Annotated in this window: 13 protein-coding genes and 1 pseudogene; 8 read left to right on the top strand and 6 right to left on the bottom strand. The window is 67.3% G+C overall.

Annotated elements, in window-relative coordinates; translation table 11 throughout:
- Positions 1-371 precede the first annotated feature (371 nt).
- Positions 372-3,947 carry a cobaltochelatase subunit CobN gene (gene cobN, locus MJO58_RS15785; protein WP_239719994.1) on the top strand — a complete coding sequence of 1,192 codons (3,576 nt, stop codon included), beginning with the start codon at positions 372-374 and terminating at the stop codon, positions 3,945-3,947.
- 9 nt (positions 3,948-3,956) lie between these two features.
- On the opposite strand, the gene MJO58_RS15780 is transcribed toward cobN, so the two are convergent.
- Genes MJO58_RS15780 through MJO58_RS15765 form a run of 4 tightly spaced genes read right to left on the bottom strand, consistent with a single transcriptional unit; the run spans position 3,957 to position 7,779 of the window.
- Positions 3,957-4,760: an SDR family NAD(P)-dependent oxidoreductase gene (locus tag MJO58_RS15780; protein WP_239719993.1), complete on the bottom strand. Its 804-nt coding sequence runs from the start codon at positions 4,758-4,760 to the stop codon at positions 3,957-3,959.
- A 10-nt stretch (positions 4,761-4,770) separates the two neighbouring features.
- A complete protein-coding gene (locus MJO58_RS15775; protein WP_239719992.1) occupies positions 4,771-5,442 on the bottom strand; it encodes a TetR/AcrR family transcriptional regulator in 672 nt (223 codons plus the stop codon).
- Entirely contained in the window at positions 5,429-6,574 is a 1,146-nt protein-coding gene (locus MJO58_RS15770; RefSeq protein ID WP_239719991.1) for a sulfotransferase family protein, read from the bottom strand. The genes MJO58_RS15775 and MJO58_RS15770 overlap by 14 nt, the downstream gene beginning before the upstream one ends.
- Positions 6,571-7,779, bottom strand: coding sequence for a hypothetical protein (locus MJO58_RS15765; protein ID WP_239723305.1), 1,209 nt, complete (start codon positions 7,777-7,779; stop codon positions 6,571-6,573). The genes MJO58_RS15770 and MJO58_RS15765 overlap by 4 nt, the downstream gene beginning before the upstream one ends.
- Before the next feature lie 134 nt (positions 7,780-7,913).
- On the opposite strand from MJO58_RS15765, the gene MJO58_RS15760 reads away from it, so the two are divergent.
- Together MJO58_RS15760 and MJO58_RS15755 are read left to right on the top strand one after the other, a co-directional pair.
- Positions 7,914-8,300 carry a PPOX class F420-dependent oxidoreductase gene (locus MJO58_RS15760; RefSeq protein ID WP_090603121.1) on the top strand — a complete coding sequence of 129 codons (387 nt, stop codon included), beginning with the start codon at positions 7,914-7,916 and terminating at the stop codon, positions 8,298-8,300.
- A gap of 18 nt (positions 8,301-8,318) precedes the next feature.
- Positions 8,319-9,176 (top strand): type 1 glutamine amidotransferase domain-containing protein, encoded by an 858-nt coding sequence (locus MJO58_RS15755; protein WP_239719990.1) that lies wholly within the window; start codon positions 8,319-8,321, stop codon positions 9,174-9,176.
- Here the strand turns inward: MJO58_RS15755 and MJO58_RS15750 are convergent.
- The gene (locus tag MJO58_RS15750) at positions 9,165-9,860 is read right to left on the bottom strand and encodes a dienelactone hydrolase family protein (RefSeq protein ID WP_239719989.1); all 696 of its coding nucleotides are present in this window, start codon (positions 9,858-9,860) and stop codon (positions 9,165-9,167) included. The genes MJO58_RS15755 and MJO58_RS15750 overlap by 12 nt on opposite strands.
- Before the next feature lie 73 nt (positions 9,861-9,933).
- On the opposite strand from MJO58_RS15750, the gene MJO58_RS15745 reads away from it, so the two are divergent.
- The 3 genes and pseudogenes from MJO58_RS15745 to lnt all read left to right on the top strand — a co-directional run.
- Positions 9,934-10,452, top strand: a complete 519-nt coding sequence (locus tag MJO58_RS15745; protein ID WP_239719988.1) for an FxsA family protein — start codon at positions 9,934-9,936, stop codon at positions 10,450-10,452.
- Between the two features lie 101 nt (positions 10,453-10,553).
- A complete protein-coding gene (locus tag MJO58_RS15740; RefSeq protein WP_239723304.1) occupies positions 10,554-12,086 on the top strand; it encodes an amidohydrolase in 1,533 nt (510 codons plus the stop codon).
- Between the two features lie 121 nt (positions 12,087-12,207).
- Positions 12,208-14,925: pseudogene (gene lnt / locus MJO58_RS15735) on the top strand (apolipoprotein N-acyltransferase); the annotation flags it as partial.
- On the opposite strand, the gene rbpA reads toward lnt, so the two are convergent.
- Positions 14,893-15,228 (bottom strand): RNA polymerase-binding protein RbpA, encoded by a 336-nt coding sequence (rbpA, locus tag MJO58_RS15730; protein ID WP_090603109.1) that lies wholly within the window; start codon positions 15,226-15,228, stop codon positions 14,893-14,895. The pseudogene lnt and the gene rbpA sit on opposite strands and share 33 nt — an antisense overlap.
- Before the next feature lie 170 nt (positions 15,229-15,398).
- On the opposite strand from rbpA, the gene MJO58_RS15725 reads away from it, so the two are divergent.
- Positions 15,399-15,749, top strand: coding sequence for a hypothetical protein (locus MJO58_RS15725; protein WP_090603106.1), 351 nt, complete (start codon positions 15,399-15,401; stop codon positions 15,747-15,749).
- A 44-nt stretch (positions 15,750-15,793) separates the two neighbouring features.
- Positions 15,794-15,919 (top strand): hypothetical protein, encoded by a 126-nt coding sequence (locus tag MJO58_RS15720; protein WP_259608707.1) that lies wholly within the window; start codon positions 15,794-15,796, stop codon positions 15,917-15,919.
- Positions 15,920-15,925: the final 6 nt, after the last annotated feature.

Raw genomic sequence — 15,925 nt, 5'->3', positions numbered from 1 at the left:
GCTGAGGGGGGAATTGGTCCGCACGGAGGGCTGTGATGTTCGGGATAGCGAATCGCTTAGCACTCATCCTCCCGGCCGCGTTCGCGCTCGCCGTTACCGCGACGGCGATGTCGCCGGCGATAAGTCGAGCGGCCCAATGTGGCGAAGGGACCGTCTACGACGCGCCAACCAACACGTGCGTCGTCGCCGCGCAGGGCCCGCCTCCGGCACCCCCGGCTGCTCCGCCACCCCCGCCGCCTCCCCCGGCGTGGTCCGGCCCACGGCCGCACGTCTGGGTCAGCATCTGCGCGCCGATACGTTTCATCAGCATCTGTACCGGGACCTGAGCGGGCGCTGTCCGCCCACCGGTCGCGTTACGGTACGAATGATGGGTGGCTGAGCCGACGATCGTCCTGCTGTCGACATCCGACACCGACTTGATCAGCGCGCGTTCCAGCGGAAAAAACTATCGGTGGGCCAACCCCGCGCGGCTATCCGATGAAGAGCTGCCCGACCTGTTAGCCGGCGCGGAAATTGTGGTGGTCCGGATCCTCGGCGGCTATCGCGCCTGGCAAAGCGGCATCGACACCGTCATCGCAAGTGGCATTCCGGCGATCCTGGTCAGCGGCGAGCAGGCCGCCGACGCCGAGTTGACCGGACTGTCCACCCTGGCCGCCGGAATCGCGGTGCAGGCGCACATCTACCTGGCGCACGGTGGCGTGGAGAACCTGCGCCAGCTGCACGCCTTCCTGTCCGACACCGTACTGATGACCGGAGTCGGCTTCACCGAGCCGGTGGTGACCCCGACCTGGGGCGAACTCGAGCGGCCTGCGCCGCAGCAGACGTCGGGCCCCACGATCGCGGTGCTCTACTACCGCGCGCAACATCTGGCCGGCAACACCGCCTACATCGACGCGCTGTGCACGGCGATCGAGGAAGCCGGCGGACGACCGCTGCCCGTCTACTGCGCGTCGCTGCGTACCGCCGAGCCCGAGCTGCTGCAACGGCTCGGCGAGGCCGACGCCATGGTGGTCACGGTGCTGGCCGCCGGGGGACTCAAGCCCGCGACCGTGTCGGCCGGTGGGGACGACGACAGCTGGAACGTCGAACACCTTGCCGCCCTTGATATTCCGATCTTGCAGGGGCTGTGCCTGACGACCTCGCGGGATCAGTGGAGCCAGAACGACGACGGTCTGTCCCCGCTCGATGTGGCCACTCAGGTGGCGGTGCCCGAGTTCGACGGGCGCATCATCACGGTTCCGTTCTCGTTCAAAGAGATCGACGACGACGGGCTGATCTCTTATGCGGCCGACGCCGAACGTTGTGCGCGGGTCGCGGGCCTGGCCATCCGGCACGCGCAGCTGCGACACGTCGCTCCCGCCGACAAGCGGGTGGCCCTGGTGTTCTCGGCGTATCCCACCAAGCACGCCCGCATCGGCAACGCGGTGGGACTGGACACCCCGGCCAGCGCGGTGGCCTTGGTGCGGGCGATGCGCGACCGCGGCTACCGGGTCGGCGATCTGCCCGGAATCGACGCCAACGACGGCGACGCGCTGGTCCACGCGCTGATCGAACGCGGTGGGCAAGACCCCGACTGGCTGACCGAAGAGAAGCTGGCCGGCAACCCCGTCAGGATTTCGGCCTCGGACTACCGCGCCTGGTTCGCTACCTTGCCGGAAGAATTCCGCGAGGCCGTCGAAACCCATTGGGGCGCGGCGCCCGGAGAGTTGTTCGTCGATCGCAGCCACGATCCCGACGGTGAGATCGTCATCGCCGCAATGCAATCCGACAACCTGGTACTGCTGGTACAGCCGCCGCGCGGGTTCGGCGAGAACCCTGTTGCCATCTATCACGATCCGGACCTGCCACCGAGTCACCACTATCTGGCCGCCTACCGCTGGCTCGACGCCGGATTCGGATCGCACGCGGTGGTGCACCTGGGCAAGCACGGAAACCTGGAGTGGCTGCCGGGAAAGACGCTGGGCATGTCGGCGGCTTGCGGATCCGACGCCGCACTGGGCAACCTGCCGCTGATTTACCCGTTCCTCGTCAACGATCCCGGCGAGGGCACTCAGGCCAAGCGCCGGGCGCACGCGGTGCTCGTCGACCATCTGATTCCGCCGATGGCCCGTGCCGAAAGCTACGGCGACATCGCCCGTTTGGAGCAACTGCTCGACGAGCACGCCAACGTCGCCGCCCTGGATCCCGGCAAGCTGCCCGCCATCCGCCAGCAGATCTGGACGCTGATCCGGGCCGCCAAGATGGACCATGATCTGGGCCTGACCGAACGGCCCGAAGAAGACTCGTTCGACGACATGCTGCTGCACGTCGACGGCTGGCTGTGTGAGATCAAGGATGTCCAGATCCGCGACGGGCTGCACATCCTCGGGCAAAAGCCCACCGGGGAAGCAGAACTCAACCTGGTACTCGCCATTCTTCGAGCCCGCCAGCTGTTCGGTGGCGAGCAGGCGATCCCCGGTTTGCGACAAGCACTCGGTCTTGCCGAAGACGGCACCGACGAGCGGACGACGGTCGATCAAACCGAGGCCCTCGCCCGCGAATTGGTCGCATCGCTGCAAGCCGGCGGCTGGGACCCCGATGTCGCCGACACGATCACCGACAACGCCGACGTGGCCACGGTGCTGCGATTCGCGGCCACCGAAGTAGTGCCCCGGCTGGCCGGCACCGCAGCCGAAATCGACCAGGTGTTGCGGGCACTCGACGGCCGGTTCATACCGGCAGGACCGTCCGGTTCCCCGCTGCGCGGCCTGGTCAATGTGCTGCCCACCGGCCGCAACTTCTACTCCGTCGACCCCAAGGCGGTGCCGTCGCGGCTGGCCTGGGAAGCCGGTGTCGCGCTGGCGGATTCCCTGCTGGACCGGTATCGCAACGACCATGGAGAGTGGCCGCAATCGGTCGGGCTGTCGGTGTGGGGCACCTCGGCGATGCGCACCTCCGGCGACGACATCGCCGAAGTGCTTGCGCTGCTGGGCGTTCGGCCGGTCTGGGACGACGCATCGCGCCGGGTCGTCGGACTCACGCCCATTTCGTTGGCCGAGCTGGACCGCCCGCGCATCGACGTGACGGTGCGCATTTCGGGATTCTTCCGCGACGCATTCCCGCATGTCGTCACGATGCTTGACGACGCGGTGTGCTTGGTCGCCGGACTCGACGAGCCCGTCGAGGCCAACTACGTCCGAGCGCACGCGCAGGCCGACCTGTCCCAGCATGGCGACCAACGGCGCGCTACCACAAGGATTTTCGGTTCTAAACCGGGCACGTATGGCGCGGGGCTGCTGCAGCTTATCGACAGCCGGAACTGGCGCGACGACGCCGACCTCGCCCAGGTGTACACGGCCTGGGGCGGGTTCGCTTACGGACGCGACCTCGACGGTCGCGAGGCGGTCGACGACATGAACCGCCAGTACCGGCGAATTGTTGTGGCCGCCAAGAACACCGACACCCGCGAGCACGACATCGCCGACTCCGACGACTATTTCCAGTACCACGGCGGCATGGTCGCCACCGTGCGCGCGCTGACCGGCACGGCGCCCGCCGCCTACATCGGCGACAACACCCGACCCGACGCGATCCGCACCCGCACGCTGTCCGAGGAGACCACGCGGGTGTTTCGCGCCCGGGTGGTCAACCCCCGCTGGATGGCCGCGATGCGCCGGCACGGCTACAAGGGCGCATTCGAGATGGCGGCCACCGTCGACTACCTCTTCGGCTACGACGCCACCGCCGGGGTGATGGCGGACTGGATGTACGAGCAGCTGACCGAGCGCTACGTGCTGGATGCGGAGAACCGCAAATTCATGACGGAGTCCAACCCGTGGGCGCTGCACGGCATGGCCGAACGGCTGCTGGAGGCGGCCGGGCGCGGCATGTGGGCCGAGCCGACGCAGCAAACCCTGGACGGGCTGCGCCAGGCGCTGCTGGAGACCGAGGGTGACTTGGAGAGCTGATGCGGCCCGCTAGATGAAGTCGGATCCGCCGTCCACGTTCACCGTCGCCCCGGTGACGTAGCCGTTGCGCCGGGAGGCCAAGTAGGCGGTGATGGACGCGACCTCTTCTGGAAGCCCGGCGCGACCAAGGTCGCAGGGTTGATGAAAGTTGTTGTCGATCCAGGTCATGACGTCGTGCGGGTCGGTGGCGTCCAGGCCGTCGGCCGCCAGGATGTCCTTCAGGTTTTCGGTGAAGCTGGCTGTCACGATGGTTCCCGGACACACACAGTTGACCAAGATGCCATCGGCGGCAAGGCTTTTCGACAGATTCTTGGTGACGCTGGCCAACGCCGCCTTGGACGCGGTGTAGGCCACGATGCGTGGGTTCTGCCGTTGAATGGAGTGCGCGGACAGCGTCACGATGCGGGCCCAGTCCGCCGCGCGCAGCAGTGGCAACGCCGCGCGAATCGACCGCACGCCCGACATGGTGCCCAGCGTGAACGCCTCGTCCCATTGCGTGTCGTCCATCTGCTCGAAGTAACCGTCGCCCGGTCCGATGGTGTGGACCAGGCTGTTGAGTCGACCCCAGCGCTCGGAAACGGCGGCGAAACCGTTGGCGATCGATTCCGCGTCACGCATGTCCACGCTGATTCCCACGGCGTCGGGAGCCCCGGCTTCCAGAAGCGATTCCACCGCGGCATTGAGCGCTTCCCGGCTCCGTGCCATCACCGCCACGCTGGCACCTTCGGCCGCAAGCGTTTCGGCGATGGCCAGTCCCATCCCTTTGCTGCCACCGGTCACCACCGCCGTCGATCCGGCAAAACCCAGGTCCATCGATACTCCCTCAGTCAGTCGTTGAACAGGTCTGGTTGATCGCAGCGAGGGCTACGCCCAACGCACGTAAGCAGAACCGGAGCGCGTCGCCGCGGACTTCGGTGCGGTCGCAATCGCCGGTTCGCCACTGCCGGTTGATGCTTGCCCACACCACGCCCTGGATGAACTCCGCGTCGTTGACCGGGTCGATGTGGTGGAACACCCCGGCCTGCAATCCCCGCCGCAACGCATCGCTGAGCGGCTTGAGCATCTCGGCGTACGCGGGCTGAATCAGGCTGGGGGAGATCGAGGTTTGCGATTGCGCTTCCAGCGACAGCCGCCGCAAATCGGATTTGATGTTGTCGTCGAACGCCAGGTCGAGCCGCCCGTCGATCCAGGCAGCGACCGCTTCAATCTCCGTGGCGGCGCCCGACATTCGCCGTTGCAACCGTCGCCTCTCCGCGCGGGCGGTCTCCAGGAACACCGCCGCGACCAGTTCGTCCTTCGAGTCGAAATGCCGGTAGAAGGCGCGGGTACTCAACTTGGCGCGGTCCAGCACCGCGGCAATGCTCAAGCCGGGAACCCCCTGCTCGCGCAGGGTCGCCGACGCGGCCGCCAGGATCTCGCGGCGCACCGCCGGATCCGGCTCCAGCTTGTCGCGGCGCCGGGTTCGAGGAGCGCTCGCGCTGTCAGGCGGTCGCATCGTAGGCGGCGCGGTAGTCCGCGAAGCGTTCGCGAACCCCTTCCGATGTCAGGCCGTACTCGGCGAGGTCATAGTCATGCGCGCCGCGCGAGCCGGGTTTGTGCCCTTCGGCCCATCGCCTGACCGCGTTCGACGCGGCGTCGGTGAAGCTCAGCCCCAGGCGTTCGTAACCGGCCTGCAGCGTGCGCACCGGATCGGTTTGCAAATCGGCGAAGGAGACGTCGGCGAAGCGGTCATTCCCCATTCGGGAACGGAAATCCATTGCTCGCCGGACGGCTTCGACCCAGCTGTCGAGTTGCTCGGCGCCCAGCTCATGCGGATCGTTGCGATCGCTGCTCCAGCTGCGGACGTACTGGATCAGGCTGCACACCGAACCCAGCACCTTGGCCGGATCGCGGTGACTCCACAGGAATTTGGCGTTCGGGTAGGCCTCGACGAGCGCGTCGAGCGCGAACATGTGCACCGGGGTCTTGAGGTGCCACAGGGTCGGCGGGCAGTGCCATTGCAACAGGCGCAACACCCGCCGGTGAAAGATGTACGTCTCGCGCATGTCGCAGTCCATCAGCCACGCCAGATATCCGGGGGCGCGCACCGCGCCGTCAAAGTGGAAGGTACGAAAGCTCATTCCCATCAGGTCCTGGCATTCGGTCGCGGCCGTCGCTTCGGAGTTGTGCATCGTCTTCATCAACGGAAACATGTCGTCGAGCATCTTCAGGCCCGCCTCGGCCTGCGCGATTCGCGGATCGGTGTGCTGTGTCGCGGCCTCCGGCGGCGGGGTGGGCGCCTGAGATTCCCACGTCCGCAGCGACCGGAATTGCGGATCGGCGGCGATCAGTTGGCTCAATGCCGTGGTGCCCGTGCGAGGCAGGCCGATCACGAACACCGGGCCGTCGACCACCTGGTCGTCGATCTCGGGATGTTGTCGGTAGGTGTCCTCGATTTTCAGACGCTGAATCAACGCGTTGCTGATGGTCGCGTGCTGGATGACCGCGCCGATCTCGTTGAGGTCAGCCTCGGTGTTCAGCGCGTCGACGATACGGTCGAGTCCCTCGCGGTAGTACGAGGATCCGAAATCGTCGAGACCTGTTGCGGCGCGGGCGCCGGTTTCCAAATCGTCGGCGTCAAACGTCATTGGTCGAACCTTTCTCGCACGGCGGTGCGGCGCGCCGCGATGATGCCCGCGCGCTGCTCGGGCGTCACCATTGCGGTGTCCGGGGGCAACGCCGCGTGAATGTCGTCGAACGGCACGACTCGCGTCGACGGCGTCGGCGCCGTTTTGGTTCGTACGCAACGCAAGATGATCGGCCCATTGCTGAAGCCTGCGGTGTCAAGCCAATTCGCGACGCCCGGGTCTTGCGAGCACAGCACCACCCGTACCAGACCGTCGGAATCCACGGCAGCCTGGAAGGCATTCAGGCTGGATTGATGACGACCGTAATGAATCGTCTCCCACCACGGATTGCCGATCGAGAAACTCCAGTAAATCCCTTCGGGCGGTTCGGATTCCACGATCAGTGCCTCACCCGGGCCCAGCTCCCACCGGCCGATCACCGGCCGGTTTTCGGCGGCCGCGCCGATATCGGAGCGGTCGATCGGCGGCAGGAATCCGTTCGTCGGTGCCGCGGCGCCGAACTGCAGAAAGAACGCGAGGTTGTCCTGCACGAAATCGCCGAGGGCGATCAGCTGGCGTGACAAAGCCAGCGCCGGATCGACCGCGCGGCCGGCTGCCCCCACCGGGTCGCCGATCCGTTCGATGCGCAACGACGACGCGACTTCGGTGTTCCAGTCGTAGAAGAAGTGGCGCACCGTCAATGTCGGATTATCGCCGTCGAGCCGCATCCAATTGCCCGCCGACTGCTCCGCAGCGGACAGCACCACCTCGAAGTCCCCGTCGGCATCCACCTCGAGTTCGTCGACCAGTTCGTTGGCGGTTGCGACGATGCCGTTCATCGTCTGCAGACCGACGTAGCGTGCGGTGCCCCGATTGCCGAACAACCGATAACTTTCACCCCCGCGTAGCACGGCGCTGGTGTAGATGCAGTCCGGGCACTCCATTCCCCAGGTCACGAGATCGTCGGTGCTGGTGCGTTGCACACACAGGATGGGATCGGGATCGAACCGCAGCACCTGGTGAATGCCGGCGGTGAGCAGCACCAGCAGGTGGCGCATTCCCGCTGCGAGGTCGACCCGATTTCGGCCGGCCGGGTCCGATTGCACGATCCGCGCCGCGTCGCCCAGTCGGTCCTGCAGATACGACCACGCCTGGGACAGGTCGACATCGTCGGCGTCGGAGCCGGTCAGCGCTGCCTCGTTGATCGAGAACGGCAGCCATGCCATGGGCGTGTTCGGATCGCGCACGCGGGTCCTCGCTCGGGTCGTCGCGACAGATGCTTAAACGAAAACAATGTTTTCACTTAACACCATGGCAGCTGACTGCTGAGAATGTCAACGTTCACAGGTAGGTTGAGACCGTGACGCCCACTTTTGCCGACCTCGCCAAGGCGCAATACATCCTGCTGACCACCTTCACCAAGGACGGTCGAGCCAAGCCAACCCCGATCTGGACCGCTCCGGACCGGGACCGCCTGCTAGTGATCACGCAGGCAAACTCCTGGAAGGTCAAGCGGATTCGTAATACACCCCGCGTGACGATGGCGACCTGCACCATGCGTGGTCGCCCGACCAGCGAGGCGGTCGAGGGCACCGCGGCCCTGCTCGACAAGTCGGACACCGGCGCCGTTTACGACGCGATCGGCAAGCGCTACGGCATCGTTGGCAGGGTCTTCAACTTCTTCAGCAAGCTGCGCGGCGGTATGGAAAGCAACATCGGCCTCGAACTCCGAGTTGCCCAAGGCTAGGAAGGCCGCAGGGCGCTGATGAGTACGGTGCTCATCCCGATCCCGGACCGTGACTTCGACCCGACCGAGGTCGCCGTCAGCTGGCGGGTCTTGACCGACAACGGTCACCGAGTGATCTTCGCGACCGAAAGCGGCGCGCCCGGCGTGGCAGACGACATCATGGTGACCGGTCGAGGACTGGACATCTGGTCCGCGCTGCCGGTACTGGGCGCACTGCCATTCATCGGGCTGGCACTGCGCGCCGACAAGAACGGTCGCGACGCCTACGCCGCCATGCTGGATTCACCGGAGCATCGGCATTCCGTCAGCTGGACTGCGGCCACGCTGGACGGCGTCGACGCGGTGCTGCTGCCCGGCGGTCATCGCGCCCGCGGGATGCGTAGCTACATCGACAGCGACATCCTGCAGCGCCTCGTCGTCGAGGCCTTTGCCCGCGACATGATCGTGGCGGCGATTTGTCACGGTGTGCTGCTGGCCGCGCGCAGTGTCGATCCCAACACGGGTCGCTCGGTGCTCTACGGACGCAAGACCACGGCGCTCACCTGGGCGATGGAGCGGTTGGCCTGGCGGCTGACCCGGATCACCCGATTCTGGGATCCCGATTACTACCGGACCTACACCGAAGCGCCCGGCCAGGTGCAGGGCTACATGTCCGTGCAGTCGGAAGTCACACGCGCGCTTGAAGATCCGACGGATTTCCGCGACGTCACACGCGGTACGCCGCACTGGCGGCGCAAGTCGTCCGGGATAGCGCGGGACACGGCGACCGACTCGCGGCCCGCGTTCGTCGTCGACGACGGCAACTACATCTCGGCGCGTTGGCCCGGCGACACCCACACCTTCGCGGGCATCGTGTCCGACAAACTACGTCTTTAGATGCTCGCCGAAGAATGAGAAGACGCGGCTCCAGGCGTCTTCGGTCGCGGCGTCGTCGTAGCCGAAGCCGGCGATGCGCAGCAGTGGTTGGGTGGGAAGCGTATTCGCGAAACTGTGCCCGGCGTCGGGGTAAACCTTGACGTCACTGGTGATCTGCTTGGCCGCAATCACTTCGCGCAACTTCTCAGGTGCACCCTTGCCCAGCGGGTCGCGCCCGCCGAAGCTTGCCACGATCGGGCACGCCCCCTCCAGCGTGTCGCTCAGGTGCCGGGGCAGGGGAGCGCCGTAGAACGGAGCGGAAGCGCCAAAACCCTTGGGCGACATGACGAGTGCAAACTGTCCGCCCATGCAGAAGCCGGCGATCCCAACCTGCCCGCTGCAATCCGGCCGCTTGAGCAGGTGATCGCGGGCCGCAAGAATGTCGTCGAGAGCGCGGCCACGTTGTGTCATCAGCTCACGCATCACCCGGGTGATGCAACGGATGCGGCCGCCCCGCGCGTACATGTTCGGAGTAAGCGCGAGATAGCCCGCCCGCGCGATGCGGTCGTTGGTCTGCTCCTTGTCACGGCCGTAGCCGAAGGCGTCATGGATCACCACCACACCCGGCCAGGGGCCATCACCGGCTGGAATGTTCAGGAGCGCATCGATCGGTCCATCCGGCGTATCGATCTCAATCGTGGTCATATCGTCATCTAACTGCAGCCGCCACACCGATCACCAGGGGAACTCGAGTGCAATGCACGGACGTTGGCATCACATGGTGAGCCGGTTGTTACTCGTTTACGCCGTCGTTGAACTGGCGGCGGTCTTCGCCCTGGTCTGGACGGTCGGGTGGGGCTGGACCCTGCTGGGCCTGCTGGTCACGTTCGTTCTCGGCTGGGGCCTGCTGGCTCCGATCGCGGGGTCTCAGCTGATTCGCGACATCGGGCGGATGCGCTCCGGTCTCAAGGAACCTCGCACCACCCTGGGTGACGGCGCGCTGGTGACGATGGCGACGGCGCTGGTCCTGGCCCCGGGATTCGTCACGACGGCGTTGGGTACGTTGCTGCTCCTGCCGCCGGTGCGTGCGGCCGCCGGGCCCGGATTGACCAGGATGGCGCTGCGGAGTTTCCAGCGAAAGGCGCCGCTGGTCATGGCCGAGTTCACCTCCGATCGCGGGGACTACATCGACGGCGAGGTCATCGACGTCTACGACGTCGAGCCGGCCGCGCTGCCGAAGAACCGCCCCGCCGACGACCATTGGGGCGGGCCCCGCTACGCGTCCGGCCCGAACTGATGGGCTCTTGCTCCACGTAGTTTTGCGCTGTGATTCCGATTCCGACCACGCTGCTGCTCAACGGGCGGGTGCACAGCCCTACCCATCCAGACGCGACCGCGATGGCGGTGCGCGGCGAGGTGGTCGCGTGGCTGGGCAGCGACGACGTCGGTCGCCGGCAATTTCCCGACGCCGAGGTGATGGACCTCGAGGGTGGCTTCGTGGCCCCGGGATTCGTCGATAGCCACATCCATGTGACCGCGACCGGCCTCACCCTCAGCGGCCTGGATCTGCGGGGGGCCACCTCGCGCGGGCAGTGCCTGCGGATGGTTGCCGACTATGCCGCCGCCCACCCCGGCGAGCCGATCTGGGGGCACGGCTGGGACGAGTCGTCGTGGCCCGAAAACTGCCCGCCGTCCACGGCCGAGCTCGACGCGGTGGTCGGTGACCGGCCGGCCTACCTGGCTCGCGTCGACGTCCACTCCGCGCTGGCCTCCACCGGGCTGCGCACGCTGGTTGCAGACCTGGCGGCCGCGCGCGGTTTCACCGCCGACCGGCCGCTGGCCGCAGATGCGCACCACCTGGTCCGGGCCGTGGCCCGCGGCCTGCTCACGCCCGCACAGTTAGCGCAGGCCAGAACCGCCGCGCTGGGAGCCGCGGCCGCGGCCGGCATCGTCTCCGTCCACGAATGCGCGGGACCCGACATCGGTGGCCTCGACGACTGGCTGCAACTGAACGCCTTCGACCACGGCGTCGAGGTGATCGGCTATTGGGGTGAGGCGGTCGCCACCCCCGCGCAGGCCCGCGCGCTGATGGAGCAGACCGGTGCCCGAGGGCTGGCCGGTGACCTGTTCGTCGACGGCGCGCTGGGCTCACACACCGCCTGGCTGCACGAGCCCTACACCGACGCCCCAGACCGCGTCGGCACCTGCTACCTGGACGCCGAGGTCATCGAAGCTCACCTGCGGGCATGCACCGAGGCGCAGGTGACGGCGGGCTTCCATGTCATCGGCGATGCCGCGGTCTCGGCGGCCGTCGACGCGTTCGAACGCGTCGTCGCCGACCTCGGGGTGGTTGCCGTCGCCCGCTGCGGGCACCGGCTGGAGCACCTGGAGATGGTGACCGCCGACCAGGCCGCCAAACTGGGCGCATGGGGCGTCATCGCCAGCATTCAGCCCAATTTTGATGCCCGCTGGGGCGGTCCCGACGGCATGTATGCCGACCGTCTTGGCCCAGAACGAGGCAGCCGGCTCAACCCACTCGCGCTGTTAGCATCCCAAGGCGTGCCACTCGCGCTAGGTTCCGACGCCCCGGTGACCGGGCTTGACCCCTGGGGGAGTGTGCGCGCGGCCGTCCATCACCACACCGCCGGCAGTGGCGTATCGGCCCGGGCGGCCTTCGCCGGTGCCACTCGCGGCGGGTGGCGCGCGTGTGGTGTCCGTGACGAGAACATGGGCGCCCTGGTGCCGGGTGCTCCGGCCTCCTACGCGGTCTGGGACGCCGGAGACCTCGACGTCCACGCCCCGGACGACACTGTGCAGCGGTGGTCGACCGATCCGCGGTCGCGGGTTCCCGCGTTGCCGCGCCTGGACCCGGACGACGAGCTCCCGCGGTGCCGGCGCACCGTCCACCGAGGTGCTGTTATCCATGGCTAGGGAGGAACCGCGGCCGGTCGACGACGCGGCCGAGGATTACGACGAAGCCGAGGAAGAGCGGGAACCCGACCAGCCGAAGCCCGACCAGCGGGAGCCCGACCGTGCAGGCCGGGCCCGTCGAATGGCCGCCGCCACCGGCCACGGACTAGCGCGGCTGGGCACGGGGGCGATCGCCCGGCTCCCCGGCGTGGGGGCCGCGCTGGCACCCCGGGTGCCGAGGCTGGTGGCCACCATCGGGGGTGGAGCGCTGCTGTGTGCCAGCTTCCCGTCGGTGAACTGGTGGTGGGCGGCCGTCGTCGCCGCCGCGTTGCTGGCCTGGGTGCTCAAACACCCCGGTACGACACTGGCGGGCGGATCCGGTTACGGATTCCTGTTCGGGCTCGCGTTCTATGTCCCGCTGCTGCCATGGATCAGCCTGCTGGTCGGCGCCGTCCCGTGGCTGACGTTGGCCACGATGTGCGCGCTGTTCTGCGGCCTGTTCGGTTTCTTCGCCGTCGTGGTGCGTCGACTGCCCGGGTGGCCGCTCTGGTTCGCAGTGCTGTGGACGGCCCAGGAGTGGCTGAAGTCGATCGTCCCGTTCGGCGGCTTTCCCTGGGGCGCGGTGGCCTACGGCCAGGCCGACGGCCCACTGCTGCCGTTGGTCCAGCTCGGCGGGGTGGCGCTGCTTTCCATGGGGGTCGTGCTGCTGGGCTTCAGCGCGACCGCGATCGCGCTGGAAATCGTCAAGTGGTGGCGGACCGGCGGCCGCGCGCGCGGCGACGCCTCGGCCGGCGAGACCGGCGTAGCAGCGGCCCCGCCGCCCGCGGTCGTGCTGCCCGGCGTCTGCTTCTGTCTGGTGCTCTTCGCCGCGGTCATGGTCTGGCCACCGGTGCGGCACTCCGGCGCCGGATCGGGGGGCGAACCGACGGTCACGGTCGCGGCCGTGCAGGGCAACGTGCCCAGGCTCGGCCTCGGCTTCAACGAACAACGGCGCGCGGTGCTCGACAACCACGTCGACGAGACCCTGCGGCTGGCCGAGGACGTCCGGGCGGGGGCGGCCCCGCAACCCCAGTTCGTGATCTGGCCTGAGGATTCCTCCGACATCGACCCCTTCGTCAACGCCGATGCCGCCCAGCGCATCGCGGAGGCGGCGCACGCGATCAACGCGCCGATCCTGATTGGTTCGGTACTCGCGGTGCCGGGCCACGACCAGGGACCCGGCCCCGAGCAGTACACCAACACCGCCATCGTCTGGAATCCGGTCACCGGCCCGGCCGATCGCCACGACAAAGAGATCGTCCAGCCGTTCGGCGAATACCTGCCCATGCGGTGGCTTTTCGAGCATCTGTCCAGCAAGGCCGGCCTGGCGGGCAATTTCGTCCCCGGCAAGGGCACGGACGTGGTGCAGATCGCCGGCGTCCCCGTCGGCGTGGCCACCTGCTGGGAGGTGATCTTCGACCGGGTGCCGCGCAAGGCCGTACTCAACGGTGCCCAGCTGTTGGCGGTGCCTGCCAACAATGCCACCTTCAACAAGCGCATGAGTGAGCAACAACTCGCATTCGCCAAGGTGCGCGCCGTCGAGCACGACCGATACGTCGTGGTCGCCGGTACCACCGGGATCAGTGCGGTGATCGCTCCCGACGGTGCCGAGCTGGTCCGTACCGACTTCTTCCAGCCCGCTTACCTGGACATCCAGGTGCGCCTCAAGACGATGCTGACGCCGGCGACTCGGTGGGCCCCGATTGTGCAGTGGGTCTTGGTCGCGGCGGCCGGAGCGGTCATTCTGGCCGGAATACGGCACAATGGGAGCTTCCCGCGTTCGATTCGCCTGCGGTCCAGGCCACCGGCTGAATCGGCAGACGTCGGGGCAGCCCCGGAAGAACCCGGGCCCGACGAGGAAGTCCTGGCGGCCGCGCACGACGCTCCGCCGGACACCGACGGCGACTACACTCCGCTCCACCAAAAGGGCGGCCGACAACCGCGGTATCTCGGGCGACACAGAGGAGATAAATGACCACCGGCGAGCAGGCGACCCGGGCTCCGGGCAATCGTGGAAGCCAGCGTGTCCTGGTTATCATCCCGACCTTCAATGAGCGGGAGAACCTACCCCTGATCCATCGGCGGCTGACGGACGCCTGCCCCGATGTGCACGTGCTGATCGTCGACGACGGCAGCCCCGACGGGACCGGCGAACTCGCCGACGAGCTGGCCGCCGCCGACGGTGGTCGCACCCACGTCATGCACCGCACGGCCAAGGACGGCCTGGGCGCCGCTTACCTTGCCGGTTTCGGCTGGGGTTTGAGTCGGGGCTACGCGGTCCTCGTCGAGATGGACGCCGACGGCAGTCACGCACCCGAACAGCTGCACCGTCTGCTGGACGCCGTCGACGCCGGGGCCGACCTGGCCATCGGTTCGCGCTACGTCGAGGGCGGAGCGGTGCGAAATTGGCCGAAGCGGCGCTGGGCCCTGTCCTGGACCGCCAACACCTACGCACGCCTGGCGCTCGACATCGACATCCATGACATCACCGCCGGCTACCGGGCCTACCGCCGCGAGGTGCTCGAAGCGATCGATCTCGACGGCGTGGACTCCAAGGGCTACTGCTTCCAGATCGATTTGACCCGGCGCACCCTGGACAACGGATTCATCGTCGTCGAGGTGCCGATCACCTTCACCGAGCGCGAACTCGGCGTCTCCAAAATGAGTGGGTCCAACATTCGCGAGGCGCTGGTGAAGGTCGCTAAATGGGGCATTGAGAGCCGCCGGCACGGCGCTCGGGCCGCTCGCGCGGCCAACCACAGCTAGCCGACCGGGCGCACCGCCCGGGTCAGCCGCGTCGCTTCGAGCGGATCAGCTCGAGGCGCTCCTTGAGCAGTTCTTCGAGTTCTTCGACGGAGCGGCGCTCCAGCAGCATGTCCCAGTGGGTGCGCGGCGGCTTGACCTTTTTCGGCTCGGGCAGGTCACCCTCGATCAGAGTGCCTTCCATGCCGTTGCGGCACAGCCAGGTGCCGGGGATGTCGGCGTCGTCGGCGAACGGAACCTCGAATTCCTCGCCGTTCTCGGTGCGGTACTTCGCGAGCTGGCGGGGCGCCAGGTCGTGGTTGCGGTCGGTCTCATAGCTCACGGCTCCGAGGCGACTGCCCCTCAGTACACGATCAGCCATGGCTGTTACTCCTTTTAATGGCTCTGAGCTCTAGGCTCCGGTGACGCGATTCTATTCGCATAGCAAACGTTAGGCCGTTGTGCGTAGTTCCCGAGTCGACACGCGGCATACGCGACTCGACCGTCAATGATACCGGGATCGCGCAGTGGGGCCGACTAAAGTCGGCAGGCGTGAGCCGCCGTTCCCACCCACAACCATGCCGCTGGTGCGGTCGAGACGTTACCGACGTCGGGATGGGTCGGCGCCGACAATACTGTCGGCAGTCTTGCCGGCAGCGGGCCTACGAGCAGCGGGCCTCCATCAACCGGGGCGAGGTGACGGCCCTACCGGTCGATGCCGTGGTGCTGTCGGCCGACGATGCATCCGACCTATCAGATCGCGTCTACCAGGTCCGATGCGCCGCGGAGGATGTCGCGACAGCGTTGGAGGAAGGCGCCGAGGCGACCGAACTGCGCGAGCTCTGCGAAGTGCTGATCCGCGCGGCCCAGGCCGCCGACGGCTGGCGTCGAGCCGTCGTCTGACCGCACTCGACCACGACAAATGGTGAGCCGGGTACAGTCGCGCCATGGACGGGCGGCCGTTCCTGCGGATTACGGGACGTTTTGAAATCCTGTCGGAGTTGGCCATACTCACCAGCGACATCTTGGGTCGTAGCAGCACGACGACGTCGTTCGTGTCGCAACTGCCGTGACGCGGC

It is taken from the genome of Mycobacterium lentiflavum, assembly GCF_022374895.2.
GTDB lineage: Bacteria > Actinomycetota > Actinomycetes > Mycobacteriales > Mycobacteriaceae > Mycobacterium > Mycobacterium lentiflavum.
The sequence above is the reverse complement of the archived record's forward strand: the minus strand, read 5'-3'. Positions and strand labels throughout refer to the sequence as shown.

Excerpts from the sequence above, each read along its gene's own strand:
- rbpA (WP_090603109.1), bottom strand. The coding sequence starts at position 15,228 with ATGGCTGATCGTGTACTGAGGGGCAGTCGCCTCGGAGCCGTGAGCTAT.
- MJO58_RS15775 (WP_239719992.1), bottom strand. The coding sequence starts at position 5,442 with ATGCGACCGCCTGACAGCGCGAGCGCTCCTCGAACCCGGCGCCGCGAC.
- MJO58_RS15755 (WP_239719990.1), top strand. The coding sequence starts at position 8,319 with ATGAGTACGGTGCTCATCCCGATCCCGGACCGTGACTTCGACCCGACC.
- MJO58_RS15745 (WP_239719988.1), top strand. The coding sequence starts at position 9,934 with ATGGTGAGCCGGTTGTTACTCGTTTACGCCGTCGTTGAACTGGCGGCG.
- MJO58_RS15740 (WP_239723304.1), top strand. The coding sequence starts at position 10,554 with ATGGCGGTGCGCGGCGAGGTGGTCGCGTGGCTGGGCAGCGACGACGTC.
- MJO58_RS15780 (WP_239719993.1), bottom strand. The coding sequence starts at position 4,760 with ATGGACCTGGGTTTTGCCGGATCGACGGCGGTGGTGACCGGTGGCAGC.
- MJO58_RS15770 (WP_239719991.1), bottom strand. The coding sequence starts at position 6,574 with ATGACGTTTGACGCCGACGATTTGGAAACCGGCGCCCGCGCCGCAACA.
- MJO58_RS15765 (WP_239723305.1), bottom strand. The coding sequence starts at position 7,779 with ATGGCATGGCTGCCGTTCTCGATCAACGAGGCAGCGCTGACCGGCTCC.
- MJO58_RS15720 (WP_259608707.1), top strand. The coding sequence starts at position 15,794 with ATGGACGGGCGGCCGTTCCTGCGGATTACGGGACGTTTTGAAATCCTG.
- MJO58_RS15750 (WP_239719989.1), bottom strand. The coding sequence starts at position 9,860 with ATGACCACGATTGAGATCGATACGCCGGATGGACCGATCGATGCGCTC.